Below are 18,659 nucleotides of genomic sequence, written 5' to 3'. Positions count from 1 at the left end.
GGCGGCCGGGGACTCCGCCGCGCCGTCCGGTCCGGTGCCGTCGCCCGCCGGGGCGTGTTCCCCGGCGGGGTCGGGTGTGCCCGCCGGCGCGGAGGGCCGGGACGCGGCGGAGGCGTCGCCGCCGGTGTGCTGGTGGGGGGTCGAGGGCTGGACCGGGGAGCCCCCGGTGGAGCGGAACAGTTCGTCGGCTGCCGGGAGACTCACTCGGCGTGGCACCGGGCGAGCACCTCCCTGGCGAGCTGGCGGTAGGCGGCGGCGCCGACGGAGTTGGAGGCGTACGTGGTGATCGGCTCTCCGGCGACCGTGGTCTCCGGGAAGCGCACCGTGCGCCCGATGACCGTGTGGTACACGTTGTCCTCGAACGCCTCCACGACGCGCGCGAGCACCTCGCGGCTGTGCACGGTGCGCGAGTCGTACATCGTCGCCAGGATGCCGTCCAGCTCCAGGTCCGGGTTGAGCCGCTCCTGGACCTTCTCGATCGTCTCCGTCAGCAGCGCGACGCCGCGCAGCGCGAAGAACTCGCACTCCAGCGGCACGATCACCTTGTGCGCCGCGGTGAGGGCGTTGACCGTCAGCAGGCCGAGGGACGGCTGGCAGTCGATGACGATGAAGTCGTAGTCGGGCAGCAGCGGCGCCAGGGCGCGCTGGAGCGTCGACTCGCGGGCGACCTCGCTGACGAGCTGCACCTCGGCGGCGGACAGGTCGATGTTGCTGGGCAGCAGGTCCATGCCCGCGACCGCCGTCTTCAGCAGCACCTCGTCGGGCGACATGCCCCGCTCCATGAGCAGGTTGTAGACGGTGAGGTCCAGCTCCATCGGGTTGACGCCGAGGCCGACCGAGAGGGCGCCCTGCGGGTCGAAGTCCACGAGCAGCACCCGGCGGCCGTACTCGGCCAGTGCGGCGCCCAGGTTGATGGTGGAGGTGGTCTTGCCGACTCCGCCCTTCTGGTTGCACATCGCGATGATCTTCGCCGGCCCGTGTTCGGTGACCGGGCCGGGGATCGGGAAGTACGGCAGCGGGCGGCCGGTCGGGCCGATGCGCTCACGGCGCTGTCGGGCCGCGTCCGGCGCGAGGGTGGCGGCGTACTCGGGATCGGGCTCGTACTCCGCGTCGGGGTCGTAGAAGTGCCCCTCGGGGAGTTCGTCGTAGTGGGGGTCCGCGTAGTCGGCCAGCCGACCGGGCTCGCCGCCCGCGTGGTCGGCGGCCATGGTGGTCGCGTGGTGGCCGTCCCTGCTCTGATGGGCTGTCATGCTCGCCTGGTTCTGGTGGGCTGCGAAAGTCTGGACAGCGACGGAGCCGACGGCATTGAGTCCCGAGGGGCCTTGGCCCCGCGAAGGCATTCCTGGTTGACCACCCCCGGGAGTAAATGTCGACTCATTCACAAGTCGTCCTACCTCCTTGGTGACCAGGAAACTTCTAGACAGGTCAGCGTGGCACCATGCCGATGATTGGCGACTCTATGGCGTGTCGGCGGTCCACAGCAACACAATCCGCCGGAGACGGCCTGATGTGTCGGCAACCCAGTACCCGTCTGTCAAGGGTGTAACAGCCGCGCATACGGGGCTTCCTGGGGGCGCGAAACGGTTAAAGCGCCATGATCGAGGCGAGTTGCCCCCGGGGCCGGCCGGACTCGTCGCCGGACCCGGCCGAACGCTCGGCCGGGCCCGGAGCGTTCCGGACCCGGCCGACGACACGAAGGTGGCAGTGCTGATGCGTGTGGTTGACGCACGTGGTTGACGCGCTACCACCGATTCATATGACGACTTATCAACCGAGTTATCAACCGAGCAGCGTGCTCGGCTCGCGCATCGGCAGCCCGTGCGCCTCGGCGACCGGCCCGTAGGTCACCTCGCCGTCGTGGACGTTGAGGCCCTTGGCGAGCGCCGGGTCGCGGCGCAGGGCCTCGCGCCAGCCGCGGTTGGCCAGCTCCACGATGTACGGCAGCGTGGCGTTGGTGAGCGCGTAGGTCGAGGTGTTCGGCACCGCGCCGGGCATGTTGGCCACGCAGTAGAAGACCGAGTCGTGGACGGTGAAGGTCGGCTCGGCGTGCGTGGTGGGACGCGAGTCCTCGAAGCAGCCGCCCTGGTCGATGGCGATGTCGACAAGGACACTTCCCGGCTTCATCTGCGACACCAGCTCGTTGCTGACCAGCTTCGGCGCCCTGGCACCGGGGATCAGCACGGCGCCGATGACCAGGTCGGCCTCCCGGACGGCCTTCTCCAGCTCGAAGGCGTTGGAGGTGACCGTCTGCACCCGGGTGCCGAAGATCCGGTCGGCCTCGCGCAGCTTGCGCACGTCCTTGTCGAGCAGGGTGACGTGGAAGCCCATGCCGACCGCTATCTGGGTGGCGTTCCAGCCGGAGACGCCGCCGCCGATGACGACGGCCCGGCCCGCCGCGACGCCCGGCACACCACCGGGCAGCACGCCGCGGCCGCCGGCCGAGCGCATCAGGTGGTACGCGCCGACCTGCGGGGCGATCCGCCCGGCGACCTCGGACATCGGCGCCAGCAGCGGCAGCGTGCCGTCCGCCGCCTGCACCGTCTCGTAGGCGATGGCGGTGGTGCCGGAGCGCAGCAGCGCCTCGGTGCACTCGCGGGACGCTGCCAGGTGGAGGTAGGTGAACAGCGTCTGGTCCTTGCGCAGCCGGTGGTACTCCTCGGCGATCGGCTCCTTGACCTTCAGGAGCAGATCGGCGGTGGCCCACACCTCGTCGGCGGTGTCGAGGATGACGGCGCCCGCATCGATGTACTCCTGGTCGCTGATGGAGGAGCCTACGCCGGCGTTCCGCTCCACGTAGACCTGGTGGCCGCCGCGTACGAGCTCGTGCACACCGGCCGGGGTGATGGCCACGCGGAACTCGTTGTTCTTGACTTCACGGGGGATGCCGACCTTCACGTCGATCACGGTCCTTGTCTCAGGGGGTGCAGGTGGACCGGGGCACATTCCACCACACCGTTCCATGGGGTAAATGTCGGATGCAGCGGAATAGCCGCAGCGCGGCCAGTCTAATGAAGGATTTCACCCTGTCCAGCCTTACAAAGGGCCAATCTTTGCGAGGATCACCATCCATTTCGTAGGTCAACTCCCCGTGTTCGGTGCACCGCCGAGGGTGTTCGGCAGTCCCGCGGACCACCGCGTCCCCGCCCGGTGCGCCGGATTTGCCGGGGTGCGTCCGCCCGCGCCGTCCGCCCGCGCCCGCTCCCGGGCGGCGGCCAGCACCGCCTCCAGGTCCGCCCGGAGGCGCGCGTCCCCGCTCCGGCCCGCCCAGCGCAGGGCCTGGCGGCAGGTGCGCAGCGCCTCCCCGGTACGGCCCGCGTACCCCTGCACCCGGGCGACCTCACCCAGCGCCCGGGCGTACGCCCGCTCGTCCCGCATCCGCCGGCAGGCCGCCGCGGCGGCGCGCCACGCGCGCAGGGCCTCCTCCCAGTGCCCCCCGCGCAGGTGCTCGTCCCCGATCAGGCCGTGCAGCCGGGCCTCGTCCGCCAGGTCCCCGCGGGTCTGGCACAGGGCCAGCGCCCTGCCGTACCAGTCGGTCGCCCGCTGCCGGTCGCCCAGGCGGGCGTAGGTGGCGCCGAGGGACTCCAGCGCCCGTACGGCCGTCCGGGCGCCGCGCTCGCCCTCGGCCCGGGCGGCCTCCAGGGCCGCGCGGTAGCGCGCCAGCGCCTTCTCCGGGCGGCCCGCGCCGGCGTCGAGGTCGCCGAGGGCGAGCAGGGCCGCGGCGTGCTCGCCGTGCAGGTCCCGCCGCCGGGTGACGGGCAGCAGCAGCTCGTACAGGCGGTACAGCTCGGGACCGGCCGCCTCGGGGCCGCGGTGCGCGGTCAGCGCCCGGACCAGGGCGGAGACCAGCCGCCGGGCGAGGGTGTCCAGCTCCCCGTCGCCGGCGGCCACGGCGGCGGCGGCGCGCAGGGCCGGCAGGCGGGAGTCGAGCCAGGCGGCGGCAGCGGCGGAGGTGGGGAAGCGCAGGGGACGCGGCAGCTCGGCCATCCTCCTGCGCGCCGGCGAGCCGGGCGGCTCGGTGGCGGCGTGGCAGGACCGCAGCAGCCGTACGGTCCGCTCCAGCATCCGGGCGCGCGCCAGCCGCACCTCCGCGGGGCGCTCGCCGGTCACCAGGGCGGCGGTCAGCAGGGGGGCCAGGCAGCCGGGGACGGCGTACTGCCCGGGACGGGCGGTGGCGCGCAGCAGGCCGAGCCGGACGAAGCCCTCCAGCGCGGCCCCGGCCGTCTCCGGCGGGCAGCCCGCGAGGGCGGCGGCGGTGTGGGCGTCGGCGAGGCCGGCCGGGGCGAGCGCCAGCAGGCGCAGGGTGCGGGCGGCGGACGGCGGCAGCGAGGCGTACACCAGGTGGAAGGCGCGGGTCAGCGGGCGGGCCACCGCGGCGGCGCGCGGACGGGGGCGGGGGAGGCGGCCGGGGAAGCCGTCCGGGAGGATGCCCGCCGCGCCCCCCGTGTCCCCCGCGCCGTCTTCCGCGCCGTCGGAGGGATCGCCGGAGCCGGACGGGTCGCCGGGGAAGCGGTCGGGGAGGTCGCCGAAGCGCCGCAGCGCCTCGGCGATGGACGCCGTGGGGTGGGCCGCCAGCCAGCCGCCGACCAGGAGGAGCGCGGCGGGCCGTCCGCCGCACGCCTCGGCCAGGCACTCGGCGGCGCGCGGGTCCACGGCGACGCGGGGGGTGTCCCCGGCGCACCGGGCCAGCAGGGCGACGGCCGAGCCGGTGTCGAGCCCGCCGAGCGTGCAGGGCCGCACGTCCGGGACACCGGTCAGCGGCCCCCGGGAGACGGCCAGCACGAGGCAGCCCCGGTCGGCGGGGAGCAGGTCCAGCAACTGCTCGGGGCGGGTCACCTCGTCCAGGAGCAGCAGGGCCCGGCGGCCGGCCAGGGCGGCGCGCAGCTCCCGGGCGAGCTCGTCCCCGCCGGCTCCCGGGCGGACCGGGCGGCCGAGCGCGCCGAGCAGGTCACGGGCGGTGCGCTCGGTGGGGACCGGGGTGCCGTCCGGGTCGGTGAGCCGGGCGCGGAGCACGCCGCCGGGGTAGTCGGCGGCCACCTGCCGTGCGAACTCCTCCGCCAGCGCGGTACGGCCCGAGCCGGGGCGGCCCGCGATGAGCAGCACGCGGCCGCGGGGGGCGGGGCGGCCGGAGAGGGTGTCGAGCCCGGCGCGCTCGATGTCGGCGCGCAACTGTGCCAGTTCGCGCCGCCGTCCGACGAATCCGTCCACCGCCGCGGCTCCCTGTCCGGGAGCGACGGCCGGGGCCGGCCCGCTGGTGTGCACCGCCTGATCCGTCACGGATCGAGGGTAGTTCAACCGGGCCGCCGCGGCCCGGCGGCGCCGCGGTCACCGGGCCGCGGCCCCGGGTGCCCGGGCCCGCCCTCGGGGCCCGGGCTCCTCGGGTCAGGCCTCGAACGGCCGGGCGGGCCAGGGCGCGTCGGCCGGGCGCAGGGCGTCCAGGCCCCCCGAGCCGCTGTCGGCGCGCGCGGCGGTCAGCGCCAGGACGCCGATCACCAGGCAGTTGTTGTGCAGGTCGCCCGCCAGGACGCCGCGGACCAGGTCCGCCAGCGGGACGCGGGCCACCTCCATGTCGGCCTCCTCGTCCAGGGCCGCGAAGCGATCGCCCTCGGCCTCGGACAGCTCGCGGGCCAGGAAGATCCTCACCGCCTCGTCGCTGCCGCCCGGCGAGGTGTACACGTCGGCCAGCACCCGCCAGTCCTCGGCCTTGACGTGCGCCTCCTCGTACAGCTCGCGCCGGGCGGCGTGCAGCGGGTTCTCGCCGGGGACGTCGAGCAGGCCCGCGGGGATCTCCCAGAGCTTGTGGCGCACCGGGTGGCGGTACTGGTTGACGACCAGCACCCGGTCCTGCTCGTCGAGGGCGAGGACGGCGACCGAGCCGGGGTGCACCTGGTAGTCGCGGGCGGCGACGGAGCCGTCCGGCATCACCACGCGGTCGGTGCGCACGCTGGTCTTGCCTCCGGTGAACGGCGTGTCGGAGGCGGTGACCCGCCACTCGCGCGGGGTGTCCCGCAGGCGCTCGCCCGGGCCCGTCACGCCCGGGCCCCCTCGCGCACGGCGCCCGCGCCCTGCCGCCGCTCGACCGCCGCCTTCACCAGGCCGGCGAAGAGCGGGTGCGGGCGGGTGGGCCGGGAGCGCAGCTCGGGGTGGGCCTGGGTGGCCACCAGGTAGGGGTGGACCTCGCGCGGGTACTCGACGAACTCCACCAGCTTGTTGTCCGGGGAGGTGCCGGAGAAGACGAGTCCGGCCTTCTCCAGCTCGGCGCGGTACTGGTTGTTGACCTCGTACCGGTGGCGGTGGCGCTCCTCGACGTACGGCTCGCCGCCGTAGACCTCGCGCACGATCGAGCCCTCGGCGAGCTTGGCCGGGTACATCCCCAGCCGCATGGTGCCGCCCATGTCGCCCTCTCCGGCGACGATGTCGAGCTGCTCCTCCATGGTGGAGATCACCGGGTGGGCCGCGGCCTGGTCGAACTCGGTGGAGTTGGCGCCCTCGATGCCCGCCAGGTTGCGGGCGGCCTCGATCACGATGCACTGCAGGCCCAGGCACAGGCCCAGCAGGGGGATGCGGTTCTCGCGGGCGTAGGTGATCGCCGCCACCTTGCCCTCGACGCCGCGCTCGCCGAAGCCGCCGGGGATGCAGACCGCGTCCACGTCGCCGAGCTGCTTCTCGGCGCCGCCGGGGACCCGGCAGTCGTCGGAGGTGACCCACTTGATCTTCACCCGGGCGTTGTTGGCGAAGCCGCCCGCGCGCAGCGCCTCGGTGACCGACAGGTAGGCGTCGGGCAGGTCGATGTACTTGCCGACCAGCGCGACGGTCACCTCGTGCTCGGGCTGGTGGACGCGGCGCAGCAGGTCGTCCCACTGGGTCCAGTCCACGTCGCGGAAGGGCAGGCCGAGGCGGCGCACCACGTAGGCGTCCAGGCCCTCGCCGTGGATCACCTTGGGGATGTCGTAGATGGACGGGGCGTCCTTGCAGGCCACCACCGCCTCCTCGTCCACGTCGCACATCAGCGAGACCTTGCGCTTGATGGAGACGGGCACGTCGCGGTCGGCGCGCAGCACGATCGCGTCGGGCTGGATGCCGATGTTGCGCAGGGCGGCCACCGAGTGCTGGGTGGGCTTGGTCTTCAGCTCGCCGGAGGGGCCGATGTAGGGCAGCAGCGAGATGTGCACCACGAAGACGTTGTCGCGGCCGACCTCGTGCCGCACCTGGCGCACGGCCTCCAGGAAGGGCAGCGACTCGATGTCGCCGACGGTGCCGCCGACCTCGGTGATCACCACGTCCACCTCGTCGGTGGCCATCCGGCGGATGCGGTGCTTGATCTCGTTGGTGATGTGCGGGATGACCTGCACGGTGTCGCCGAGGTACTCACCGCGCCGCTCCTTGGCGATGACCGTGGAGTAGATCTGGCCGGTGGTGACGTTGGCCGACCCGTCGAGGTCGACGTCGAGGAAGCGCTCGTAGTGCCCGATGTCCAGGTCGGTCTCGGCGCCGTCGTTGGTGACGAACACCTCACCGTGCTGGAAGGGGTTCATCGTCCCGGGGTCGACGTTGAGGTACGGGTCGAGCTTCTGCATGGTGACCCGCAGTCCCCGGGCCTTGAGCAGGGCCCCCAGGCTGGAGGCGGTGAGGCCCTTGCCGAGCGAGGAGGCGACACCCCCCGTGACGAAGAGGTGCTTGGTCGTCATGGATTTGGGCGGCATGGCCAAGAGGGGGCTCCCGTGGTCGCGAGGTGACATGCGCTCCGGCCCCCCGGCCGGTCGGGAGGGGGTGCCGTCGCTGCGGTTCGGGGGTTGTTGTGCCCTCCGCTCCACGGGCTACCAGGGTATCAGCGGCGGCCGCGGGGCGCGGAGGCGGCGGCGGCCGCGGGGCGGTCCGTGGCACAGTGGCGGAGGCGGGCCCGCCGCGGTCCGCCCCGTGGCCGGCGATCCCTGACAGACAATCCCCCGACAGTTGTCACTCCCGGGCCCGTCGCCCCTAGGGTGACCTCGACGCGGACCACCTGGCCGCGTCGTATCCTGCTCAGACTGTTCACGTGGCCCCTTCACGTGGCAGGCACGGAAAACCGCACGTCCCACGGGGCGTAGCCGCAGTTCGACTGGAGATGCTCGTGGCCGGGCGCATCGAGGATTACGCACTCATCGGGGACATGCAGACCGCCGCCCTGGTCTGCAGGGACGGGTCGGCCGACTGGCTGTGCCTCCCCCGATTCGACTCCCACGCCGTCTTCGCCGGCCTTCTGGGCACCGAGGAGCACGGCTTCTGGCGGCTGGGCCCCGCGCACGCCCCCGGGCAGGAGCCCCCGCGCGCCACCCGCCGCCGCTACCGGGGGGACTCGCTCGTCCTGGAGTCGGAGTGGGACACCCCCCGCGGCACCGTCCGTGTGATCGACTTCATGCCGCCGCGCGAGGACCACGCGCCCCAGTTGGTGCGGATCGTGGAGGGCGTCAGCGGCCGGGTGCCGATGCGCTCGGTGCTGCGGATGCGGTTCTCCTACGGCTGGGTGGTGCCGTGGGTGCACAAGGTGGACGGCCGCACCGTCGCCGTCGCCGGCCCCGACTCCGTCTGGGTCGACAGCGACGTCGACACCTACGGCAAGGACCTGACCACCTACTCCGACTTCACCGTCGCCCCGGGCGACCGGGTGTCGATGACCATCAGCTGGCAGCCCTCGCACAAGGGCGCCCCGCCGCCCGCGGAGCCGGAGGCGGCGCTGGCCGCGACCGAGGAGTTCTGGCGCGCCTGGGTGAGCCAGTGCACGTACCACGGCCCGTACCGGGAGGCGGTCGTCCGCTCCCTGATCACGCTCAAGGCGCTCACCTACGCCCCCACCGGCGGCATCGTGGCCGCCCCGACCACCTCGCTGCCGGAGGAGATCGGCGGCGTGCGCAACTGGGACTACCGCTTCACCTGGCTGCGGGACGCGGCGATCACGCTGTCGTCGCTGCTGCGCACCGGCTACCGGGACGAGGCCCTCGCATGGCGGGAGTGGCTGCTGCGCGCGGTCGCCGGTGACCCGGAGAACCTCCAGATCATGTACGGCATCGCGGGCGAGCGCGAGCTGGGCGAGACGGAGCTGTCCTGGCTGCCCGGCTACGAGGGCTCCCAGCCGGTCCGGGTCGGCAACGGGGCCGCCAGCCAGCTCCAGCTCGACGTCTACGGCGAGGTCATCGAGGCCCTGCACCTGGCCCACATGACCGGCCTGTCGCGCAACGACTACGCCAGCCTGCTCCAGATCAAGCTGATCAGCTACCTGGAGAACCACTGGACGGAGCCCGACGAGGGCATATGGGAGGTGCGCGGCCCGCGCCGGCACTTCGTCCACTCCAAGGTCATGGCCTGGGTGGCGGTGGACCGCACGATCCGGCTGATCGAGTCCGGGCAGGTGGACGGGCCGCTGGAGCGGTGGCGGGCGCTGCGCGACGAGATCCACCGCGACGTGTGCGAGAAGGGCTACGACAAGGAGCGCAACACCTTCACCCAGTCCTACGGGTCGAAGGAGCTGGACGCCTCCCTGCTGCTCATCCCGCAGGTGGGCTTCCTGCCGCCCGACGACAAGCGGGTGATCGGCACCATCGAGGCGATACAGCGCGAACTGTCCACGCCGGACGGCTTCGTGATGCGCTATCCGACCGCGGGCGCCGCCGAGGGACTGGACGGGCTGGCGGGCGACGAGGGCGCGTTCCTGGCCTGTTCGTTCTGGCTGGCCGACGACCTGGCGATGATCGGCCGGGTCGATGAGGCCCGCCGCCTGTTCGAGAAGCTGCTGTCCCTCCGCAACGACCTGGGGCTGCTGGCGGAGGAGTGGGACCCGCGGCTGAAGCGCCAGGTGGGCAACTTCCCCCAGGCGTTCAGCCACGTGCCGCTGATCGACACCGCCCTGCGGCTGACCGCCTCGGGCGCGTACGGCGGTTAGCCGGAAAGGCCCCAAAGCCCCGCCCGGTCCGCCTCCCGCGGGCCGGGCGCCCTCACCGCCCGGGGCCCCACCGGGCGGTGAAAGCGCTCTCAGGAAGTGCTCTGCACACCGCCCTCCGTTGGCGGTAGCGTCGTGACTCCGCGAGAGAAGGAGTTTCGCCGTGCACGGTCCCCGACCCACCCTCGAAGCGGTCGCCGCCCACGCCGGGGTCTCCCGCGCCACCGTGTCGCGGGTCGTCAACGGGGGCGCGGGCGTCCGCAAGGCCCTCCGCGACCGGGTCGAGGCCTCGGTGGCCGAGCTGGGCTACGTGCCCAACAGCGCGGCGCGCAGCCTGGTCACCCGCCGCACGGGGGCCGTGGCCGTGGTGATCGCCGAGCCGGAGACGAGGGTGTTCTCCGACCCCTTCTTCGCCCAGCAGCTACGCGGCATCAGCCGCGAGCTGTCCGCGTGCGACATGCAGCTCGTACTGCTCCTGCTGGAGGGGCGCGCGGACTACGACCGCATCGGGCGGTACCTGGCGGGCGGGCACGTGGACGGCGCGCTGATGTTCTCGCTGCACCTCGACGACCCGCTGCCGTCGATGGCCGTCGCCTCCGGCCTGCCCACGGTCTTCGGCGGGCGGCCGGGCTGGCCCGGCGCCGAGGACGACCCCGACCTGCTGTACGTGGACACCGACAACCGCGGCGGCGCCCGGCAGGCGGTGGAGCACCTGCTGGAGCGGGGGCGGCGGCGGATCGCCGTGATCACCGGCCCGCTGGACCAGACCTCCGCCCAGGACCGGCTCGACGGCTACCGCGACGCCCTGGACGCGGCCGGGGCCGGTCCGGAGCTGGTCGCCCACGGCGACTTCACGGCCGAGGGCGGCGAGCGCGCCATGGCCGAGCTGCTGGACCGCTTCCCCGGCCTGGACGCGGTGTTCGCGGGCAGCGACCTGATGGCCTCGGGCGCGCTGCGGACGCTGCGCGCCCGGGGGCGGCGGGTGCCCGAGGACGTCGCGGTCGTCGGCTACGACGACCTGGAGCCGGCCGCCTGGGCCGATCCGGCCCTGACCACCGTGCGCCAGGACGTCCAGGAAATGGGGCGGATGATGGCCGGTCTGCTGCTGCGGCGGCTGGGGATGGACGCGGAGGGCGTGCCCCCCGGCGCTCCCCTGGCACCGGTGGTCACCCCCGCCCGCCTGGTGGTCCGCGACTCGAGCTGAGGACCGGCACGGCCTCGGGGCAGGCCGGCACGGGCCGGTCCGAGGGGGTGCCGCCCCGGGCCGGGGCGGCGGTCAGATGCCCTGCGTCAGCTCGTCGTACACGCTCAGCACCTGGGTCACCGTGTCGTCCTCGCTCGGCCAGGTCGCCGCCTGGGCGCGTCCGGCCGCGGCCAGCCTCCGGCGCCGCACGGGGTCGCCCAGCAGTCCGGTGACCGCGCCGGCCAGCGCGCCCGGGTCGCCGTAGGGCACCAGCAGCGCGGCGTCGCCGACCAGTTCCGGCAGCCCGCCCACCGCCGACGCCACCAGCGGCACCCCCGTCCGCAGCGCCTCCTGGGCCACCACCGCCCGCCCCTCCCAGCGCGCGGGCAGCACCGCGACGTCGGCGGCGGCGAGCAGCTCCAGTGCGTCGTCGCGCCGTCCCAGCAGCCGTACGGGCAGGTCCTCGGCGTCGATGCGGCGCTGGAGCGCGGGCCGGACGGGTCCCTCCCCCGCGATGGCCACCAGCGGCGGGGGGTGCAGGCCGCGCCAGGCGCGGGAGGCGGTCAGCAGGGTGTCGTGCCCCTGGTGGGGGGCGAGCCGGCCGATCGCGAGGACCAGGGGACGCCCGGTGGCACCGAGTTCGGCGCGCGCCTTCTCCCGCTCCCCGTCCGTCCCGTCCGCGGGATGTGACGGTCCGTCGGGTTCCGCGCGCGGCACGCGCACGGACACCGGGGCGAGCCGGGCGTCGCGGGCCCCGTGCCGGCGGGCCCGGTCCACCAGGTCCGAGGTGGTGCCGAACACCACCCGCGCGGCCCGCACCACCTGCCGCTCCAGCAGCCACAGCAGCCGGGCCCGCGCGCCCGAGGCCTGGACGCGAGCGTGCCAGGTGACCACCAGCGGCACCCGGTGGCGGCGCCCGTACAGCGCCAGCGCGGCCAGTGTCCCGGCCCGCAGCCCGTGGGCGTGCACCACGTCGGCGTCCCCGCACACCGCGCGCAGCACCGCGGCGGTCTCGGGGTCCGTACCGCCGGGCAGGGGCGCGAAGCGGGCGCCGACGCCGGTGAAGCCGTAGTCCGACTCGGCCGCGCGCGGGCCGCAGACGGTCACCCGCACCCCGCGCGCCACGAGTCCGGCGGCCAGGGAGCGCACGTGCGCGCAGGTGCGCGCGCTCCCGCCGCCGACCACCTGCACGACGTGCAGGGGCGCCTGGCCGCGCGGCGGGACCGGTGTGCTGCTCACGGAAGGGCGGGGCTCCTGGCTCGGTGGGCTCGGGGCCCGGACGGCTTGGACTGGGCGGCTCCGGCGGCCCGGCCACCGGGGCGTGACCGGCCACCCGGCGCCGTACGCCGCACCGGCAGCGTACGGCGTACGGTCGTGTGCCGCGCGTCCAGGATGCCAGGTCCGGCCGGGCCGGGACGCCATGCCGTACGGGTGAAACGCACGGGTGGAACACGGGCGGGAGGGGGCCGGGGTGCCGGGCGGCGGCGCCCCGGCCGCCCGGGCCTCAGATGCTGGTGCGGGCCGCCTGCAGCAGTTCCTCGGCGTGGGCGCGGGCGAGCCGCGACTCCTCGTGCCCGGCCAGCATCCGGGACAGCTCGCGCACCCGGTCCTCGCCCTCGAGCGTCTTCACGCCGCTGTGCGTCACCGAGCCGTCGGAGGTCTTCTCCACCAGCAGGTGCCGGTCGGCGAACGCCGCGACCTGCGGCAGGTGGGTGACGACCACGACCTGCGCCGTCTTCGCCAGCCGCGCCAGGCGCCGTCCGACCTCGACCGCCGCCTTGCCGCCGATGCCCGCGTCCACCTCGTCGAAGAGGTAGGTCGGCACCGGGGCGGCGCCCGCGAAGACGACCTCGACCGCGAGCATCACCCGGGAGAGCTCACCGCCCGAGGCGCCCTTGGCGATCGGCCGGGGCGGGGCCCCGGGGTGCGGGGCGAGCAGCAGCTCGACCTCGTCCACGCCGTGGGGGCCGAAGGTGACCAGCCGTCCGTCCACCTCGATCCCCGAGTCCTCGTCGGCGGTCTCGTGCTGCCGCAGCTCGACGGTGATCCGGGCGTGCGGCATGGCGAGTTCGGCCAGCTCCGCGGTGACCGCGTCGGCGAACCGCTTGGCCGCCTCCGCCCGCGCGTCCGTCAACCGCTGGGCCAGGGAGGCCAGTTGGGCGCGGAGCGCGTCGCGCTCGGCGGTCAGTTCGGCGATCCGGTCGTCGTCGTTGTCGAGTTCGGCGAGCCGGGCGGAGCTCTCCTCCGCCCAGGCCAGTACGGCGCTGATGTCCTCGCCGTACTTGCGGGTCAGGTGGGCGAGCACGGCCCGCCGCTCCTCCACCGCCGCCAGCCGCAGCGGATCGGCGTCCAGGTCGTCGGCGTAGCCCGCCAGCTCGCCGGCCACGTCCGCCAGCAGGATGCCCACCTCGCCCAGCCGGTCGGCGAGGGCGGCCAGCTCCGGGTCGTGCGACCGTACGGCCTCCAGCGCGCGCTGGGCGGTCGCCACCAGGCCGGCGGCGTCCACGGCCTCGGGGTCGGCCGGGTCCCCGACCAGCGCGCCGTGCGCGGTGGCGGCGGCCGACGCCAGGGCCTCGGCGTGGCCCAGCCGCTCGGCCTCGGCGGCCAGTTCGGCGTCCTCGCCCGCCCGGGGCTCGGCGGCGGCGATCTCCTCCAGCCCGAAGCGGAGCAGGTCGGCCTCCTGGGCGCGCTCGCGGGCGCGCGTGGTCAGCTCCGCCAGTTCGGCGGAGACCGCGCGCAGCCGCCGGTACGCCTCGGTGTACTCGGCCAGCGGCACGGAGACCGCCTCGCCCGCGTACCGGTCCAGGGCCTGGCGCTGCCGGGCCGGGCGCAGCAGCCCCTGCTGGTCGGTCTGCCCGTGCACCGCGACCAGGTCCTCGCCCAGCTCCGCCAGCAGCCCGACGGGCACCGAGCGGCCTCCGACGTGGGCGCGCGAGCGGCCCTCGGCCGAGATCGTCCGGCTGACCAGCAGGTCCCCGTCGTCCAGCTCCGCGCCCGCCTCCTCGGCCCGCCGGGCGGCGGGCGCGCCGGGCGGCAGCGCGATACGGCCCTCCACCACGGCGGCCTTCGCCCCCGCCCGTACCAGGGCGGCGTCCGCGCGTCCGCCGAGCAGCAGCCCCAGACTGGTGACGACCATGGTCTTGCCCGCGCCGGTCTCGCCGGTCACCGCGGTGAAGCCGGGGGACAGCTCGACGACGGCGTCATCGATCACGCCCAGGGCCCGAATCCGCATCTCCTCCAACACGGATACGACCATACGAGGTTCCGCGGCCGGTTCCCCACTCACGGTCCGGCCCGGCGCCGCGCGCGGCCCCGCGCGCTAGTGCGGCGCCCCGCGCCAGCCGGCCACCGGGAGCGCGAACTTCGCCACCAGGCGGTCGGTGAAGGAGGCGTGGTGCAGCCGCGCCAGCCGCACCGGCACCTCGCCGCGCCGCACCTCCACCCGGGCTCCCGCGGTCAGCTCCACGCTGCGCCGCCCGTCGCACCACAGGACCCCGCCCGGGGTGTGCGGCTGCACCTCGACGGCGAGCACCGACTCGGGTGTGGTGACCAGGGGCTTGGCGAACAGCGCGTGGGCGCTGATGGGCACCATGAGCAGCGCCTCGACCTCCGGCCAGACGACGGGGCCGCCGGCGGAGAAGGCGTAGGCCGTGGAGCCGGTGGGCGTGGCGCACACCACGCCGTCGCAGCCGAAGCGGGAGACCGGGCGGCCGTCGACCTCCGCGACGACCTCCAGCATGCGTTCGCGGGCGGCCTTCTCCACCGACGCCTCGTTCAGCGCCCAGTCGCGGTGGACGACCTGGCCGTTGTTGCGGACGAGCACGTCGAGGGTCATCCGCTCCTCGACCTCGTAGGCGCGGGTGACGACCCGCTTCACGACCTTCTCCAGGTCGTCGCGCTCGGCCTCGGCGAGGAAGCCGACCCGGCCGAGGTTGACGCCCAGCAGCGGCACCCCCGAGGCGCGGGCGAACTCCGCGCCGCGCAGCAGCGTCCCGTCCCCGCCGAGGACGACGAGCAGCTCGCAGCCGTCGACGACGCATCCGCCGGCCTCGACGACCTCCACCGACGGCGGCAGCGTCAGGTCGGCCGCCTCCTCGGCCAGCACGCGCACGCCGATGCCGTGGCGCAGCAGGCCCTGGACGACGAGTTCGGCGCTGCGGACCGCGGCCGGGCGGCCGGTGTGGGTCAGCAGGAACACGGTGCGGTCGGTGCCGCCGACGGTGCCGGAACTGTCGGTGCTGCCGGTGCTCTGCGTGGTCACTGGGGGCCCTCCGCCACGGCTCGGTCGACGTCGGCCGGGTCGAGTTCGGGCGCCCCGGCGCGCAGCCACAGGAAGTACTCGACGTTACCGGACGGGCCGGGCAGCGGGCTGGCGGTCACCCCGAGGACGCCCAGGCCCAGCCCGGCCGCCTGGCCCGCGACGGTGCGGACCGCCTCGGCGCGCAGCCGCGGGCTGCGGACCACGCCCCCGCTGCCCAGGCGCTCCCGGCCCACCTCGAACTGCGGCTTGACCATCAGCACCAGGTCGGCGTCGGGCGCGGCGCAGCGCACCAGGGCGGGCAGCACCAGGCCGAGGGGGATGAAGGACAGGTCGCCGACGACCAGGTCCACCGGCTTGCCGCCGATCTGTTCCAGGGTCAGGTCGCGGACGTTGGTGCGGTCCTTGACCAGGACCCGCTCGTCGCTCCGCAGCGACCAGGCGAGCTGCCCGTAGCCGACGTCGACCGCGACGACCTCGGCGGCTCCGGCGCGCAGCAGCACGTCGGTGAAGCCGCCGGTGGAGGCGCCGGCGTCCAGCGCCCTGCGTCCCGCCACGGTCAGGCCGCGCGGGGTGAACGCCGCCAGGGCTCCGGCCAGTTTGTGGCCGCCGCGCGAGACGTAGTCCGGATCGGCGGTGTCCTCGGCCACCACGATCGCCGCGCCGGTCTCCACCTGGGTGGCGGGCTTGGTGGCGGTGGTGCCGCCGACGGTGACCCGGCCGGCGGCGATGAGCCGGCCGGCGTGCTCGCGCGAGCGGGCCAGCTTGCGGCGCACCAGCTCCGCGTCGAGTCGGCTGCGTCGGCCGTGCTGGTTTCGTGACGCTGCCACGTGTGGTTCAGCTCCCGGGGTTGTGCGGCGCGCCGGGCACGGGCGGCCCGGGTCGCCGGTCGAGCGCGGTCAACGTGTCCCGCAGTCCGCGGTGCACATCCTCGTACACCGCCAGGTGACCGGAGACGGCGAGGTGGTCGGCGTCCGCCAGGCGGCGCAACTGGGCGTCGATCCCGGGGTGCCCGGTGGGGGTCACGTGGACCTCCAGGGGTCGGTGCCCGCCGTCCCCGACGGGGTGCTCCCGGCCGGTTTCGTCCCGGCGCGCCCGTTCCCGGCGCACTTCATCCTCCGGCTTCCCCGGCTCCTCCGGCGGTGTCCGCGGTCCGACCGCTGGTGCCACCTGCGGTTCCGTCTCCGGCGCCGTGCCGGACATCGGCTCGTCCATGGTCATGACGCTACCGCGATCGCGGTCCGGCGCGGCGCCGGGCACTCCCCCTGCGGTACCGTCGGGAGGCGATGGCGACCACAGAGCAGTGCCGGGCCGCGCTGGAGCGGCTGGCGAGGAACCTCGCGGAGGCGGAGGGGGACGTCCGCAGCGCCGCGGCCGTGGAGCGTTCGATCAGCTGCCACCTCACCGATCTGGACACCACCTTCACCGGCCGGCTCGTCCACGGCCGCATCGAGGACGTGGCCACGGTGCCGGGGCCGCCGCCGGAGCGCGCCCAGATCAGACTGGCCATGACCGGCGACGACCTCGTCTCCATGGTGGAGGGCCGGCTGGACTTCGCCCGGGCCTGGGCCCGGGGCCGGGTCAGGCTGGAGGCGGGCCTGCGGGACCTGCTGCGGCTGCGGTCGCTGCTCTAGCGGTCCGGGCCCCGGCGGCCCGGCCGGCGCCTCTCCCCCGTCGGGGCTCTTCCTCTCGTTCAAGGGCGTTTGCCCCTTTCACTCCCGGTGACCACGGAAAGGTGGCGCGTCTGCGGCCGCGTCCGGCGCCTCGTGAACGTGGAGGCCGAGATGACCGTTCCCGTGGGGATCGACCCCGGTGCCGAACCCGTGCGCAGCACCGTCCCCCAGCGGATGGACCGGCTGCCGTGGAGCACCTTCCACTGGAAGGTCGTCATCGCCCTGGGCATCACCTGGGTGCTGGACGGCATCGAGATCACCATCGCCGGCTCCATCGCGGACCGGATCAGGGACGAGCAGTCCCTGGGCTTCTCGGCGTCGCAGGTGGGCCTGACCGCCAGCATCTACCTGCTGGGCGAGGTCGTGGGCGCGCTGGTGTTCGGGCGGATGGCCGACCGGCTGGGCCGCCGCAAGCTGTTCATCGTCACTCTGGGCGTCTACCTGATCGGCAACGCCCTGACCGCGCTGTCCATGAACTTCGCGTTCTTCGCCGTCACCCGGTTCATCGCCGGTACGGGCATCGGCGGCGAGTACGCGGCCCTGAACTCGGCGATCGACGAGCTCATCCCCAGCCGCCACCGGGGCCACGCCGACCTGGCCATCAACGGGACCTACTGGCTGGGCGCCATGGTCGGCGCCGCGGCCAACCTCGCCTTCCTCAACCCCGAGCTGTTCGCCATCGACCTCGGCTGGCGGCTCGGCCTGCTCCTCGGCCCCGCGATCGGCCTGGCGATCTGGGGGCTGCGGCGGAACATCCCGGAGAGCCCGCGCTGGCTGCTCACCCACGGGCACGTCGCGGAGGCCGAGCGCGTGGTGACCGGCATCGAGCACGACGTGGCCAGGCACGGGGCGCGCCTGGAGCCGGTGCCCGAGGAGGCCGCCCTGGAGTTCCGGCAGCGCAAGCCGGTCTCCTACCGGGAGCTGGCGCGGGTGCTGTTCCGGGACTACCGGCAGCGGTCCTTCCTGGGCTTCATGCTCATGGTGACCCAGTCGTTCCTGTACAACGCGATCTTCTTCACCTACGCGCTGATCCTCGCCGAGTTCTACGGCATCCGGGGCGGGGCGGTCGCCTACTTCATCTTCCCCTTCGCCGTGGGCAACCTGCTGGGTCCGCTGGTCCTGGGCCGGTTCTTCGACACCGTCGGGCGCCGCGTCATGATCGGCGGCACCTACTGCTTCTCGGGCGTGCTGCTGTTCGTCACCGGGTGGCTGTTCGCCGAGGGCCTGCTCAACGCCGTCACCCAGACCGTGCTGTGGTGCGTGATCTTCTTCATCGCCTCCGCCGCCGCCTCGTCGGCGTACCTGACCGTGAGCGAGATCTTCCCGATCGAGATGCGGGCCCAGGCGATCTCGTTCTTCTTCGCCACGTCGATGCTGTTCGGCGGCGTCGTCGCGCCGTGGCTGTTCGCGACGCTGATCGGGAACGGCGAGAGCCCGTGGCGGGTCTTCGCCGGTTATACGGCGGGAGCCGTCCTGATGGTCCTGGGCGGGGTGACGGCGTTCGTGTGGGGCGTCAACGCCGAACGGCGGTCGCTGGAGAACATCGCGGTGCCGCTCTCCGCGGTCGTCGCCACCGCCGGGGAGGCGAGCGCCGGTGGGCTCACCGGCGGGCTGACCGCCCACGTCCGCAGGACC

General features: G+C 74.5%; 14 protein-coding genes and 1 pseudogene. 4 read left to right on the top strand and 11 right to left on the bottom strand.

What is annotated here, in order from left to right; translation table 11 throughout:
- The 6 genes and pseudogenes from VE546_RS26575 to VE546_RS26550 form a co-directional block, all read right to left on the bottom strand.
- Positions 1-204, bottom strand: a pseudogene (locus tag VE546_RS26575) (hypothetical protein); the annotation flags it as partial.
- Positions 201-1,340: a ParA family protein gene (locus VE546_RS26570; protein ID WP_324926706.1), complete on the bottom strand. Its 1,140-nt coding sequence runs from the start codon at positions 1,338-1,340 to the stop codon at positions 201-203. The pseudogene VE546_RS26575 and the gene VE546_RS26570, both read right to left, overlap by 4 nt.
- 439 nt (positions 1,341-1,779) lie before the next feature.
- On the bottom strand, positions 1,780-2,895 hold the full coding sequence (gene ald, locus VE546_RS26565) for an alanine dehydrogenase (RefSeq protein ID WP_324926708.1): 1,116 nt from the start codon (positions 2,893-2,895) through the stop codon (positions 1,780-1,782).
- A 183-nt stretch (positions 2,896-3,078) separates the two neighbouring features.
- Positions 3,079-5,274: an ATP-binding protein gene (locus VE546_RS26560; RefSeq protein ID WP_324926704.1), complete on the bottom strand. Its 2,196-nt coding sequence runs from the start codon at positions 5,272-5,274 to the stop codon at positions 3,079-3,081.
- A gap of 105 nt (positions 5,275-5,379) precedes the next feature.
- Entirely contained in the window at positions 5,380-6,030 is a 651-nt protein-coding gene (locus VE546_RS26555) for an NUDIX hydrolase (RefSeq protein ID WP_324926703.1), read from the bottom strand.
- Positions 6,027-7,700, bottom strand: a complete 1,674-nt coding sequence (locus tag VE546_RS26550; protein WP_324926701.1) for a CTP synthase — start codon at positions 7,698-7,700, stop codon at positions 6,027-6,029. Before VE546_RS26550 ends, VE546_RS26555 begins: the two co-directional genes overlap by 4 nt.
- A gap of 401 nt (positions 7,701-8,101) precedes the next feature.
- On the opposite strand from VE546_RS26550, the gene VE546_RS26545 reads away from it, so the two are divergent.
- Entirely contained in the window at positions 8,102-9,913 is a 1,812-nt protein-coding gene (locus tag VE546_RS26545; RefSeq protein ID WP_324926700.1) for a glycoside hydrolase family 15 protein, read from the top strand.
- A gap of 160 nt (positions 9,914-10,073) precedes the next feature.
- Positions 10,074-11,114, top strand: a complete 1,041-nt coding sequence (locus VE546_RS26540) for a LacI family DNA-binding transcriptional regulator (protein ID WP_324926698.1) — start codon at positions 10,074-10,076, stop codon at positions 11,112-11,114.
- Positions 11,115-11,186: 72 nt separating this feature from the next.
- Here the strand turns inward: VE546_RS26540 and VE546_RS26535 are convergent, their stop codons facing one another.
- From VE546_RS26535 to VE546_RS26515, 5 genes are all read right to left on the bottom strand, one after another.
- Positions 11,187-12,332 (bottom strand): glycosyltransferase family 4 protein, encoded by a 1,146-nt coding sequence (locus tag VE546_RS26535; RefSeq protein ID WP_324926696.1) that lies wholly within the window; start codon positions 12,330-12,332, stop codon positions 11,187-11,189.
- A 265-nt stretch (positions 12,333-12,597) separates the two neighbouring features.
- A complete protein-coding gene (gene recN / locus VE546_RS26530) occupies positions 12,598-14,349 on the bottom strand; it encodes a DNA repair protein RecN (protein WP_324926694.1) in 1,752 nt (583 codons plus the stop codon).
- 63 nt (positions 14,350-14,412) lie between these two features.
- On the bottom strand, positions 14,413-15,354 hold the full coding sequence (locus tag VE546_RS26525) for an NAD kinase (RefSeq protein WP_324926692.1): 942 nt from the start codon (positions 15,352-15,354) through the stop codon (positions 14,413-14,415).
- Positions 15,351-16,181, bottom strand: coding sequence for a TlyA family RNA methyltransferase (locus tag VE546_RS26520; RefSeq protein WP_324926690.1), 831 nt, complete (start codon positions 16,179-16,181; stop codon positions 15,351-15,353). The genes VE546_RS26525 and VE546_RS26520 overlap by 4 nt, the downstream gene beginning before the upstream one ends.
- Before the next feature lie 7 nt (positions 16,182-16,188).
- On the bottom strand, positions 16,189-16,566 hold the full coding sequence (locus tag VE546_RS26515; RefSeq protein ID WP_324926688.1) for a hypothetical protein: 378 nt from the start codon (positions 16,564-16,566) through the stop codon (positions 16,189-16,191).
- Between the two features lie 71 nt (positions 16,567-16,637).
- Between VE546_RS26515 and VE546_RS26510 the strand changes: the two genes are divergently transcribed.
- Positions 16,638-16,985, top strand: coding sequence for a sterol-binding protein (locus tag VE546_RS26510; RefSeq protein ID WP_324926686.1), 348 nt, complete (start codon positions 16,638-16,640; stop codon positions 16,983-16,985).
- 150 nt (positions 16,986-17,135) lie between these two features.
- A partial coding sequence (locus tag VE546_RS26505) for an MFS transporter (RefSeq protein ID WP_324926684.1) occupies positions 17,136-18,659 on the top strand: 1,524 nt, incomplete at its 3' end.

Origin of the sequence: Streptomyces sp. (assembly GCF_035644915.1) — a bacterium.
Classification (GTDB): domain Bacteria; phylum Actinomycetota; class Actinomycetes; order Streptomycetales; family Streptomycetaceae; genus Streptomyces.
Note: the sequence above shows the minus strand (reverse complement) of the source record. Positions and strands in the feature narration are given on the sequence as shown.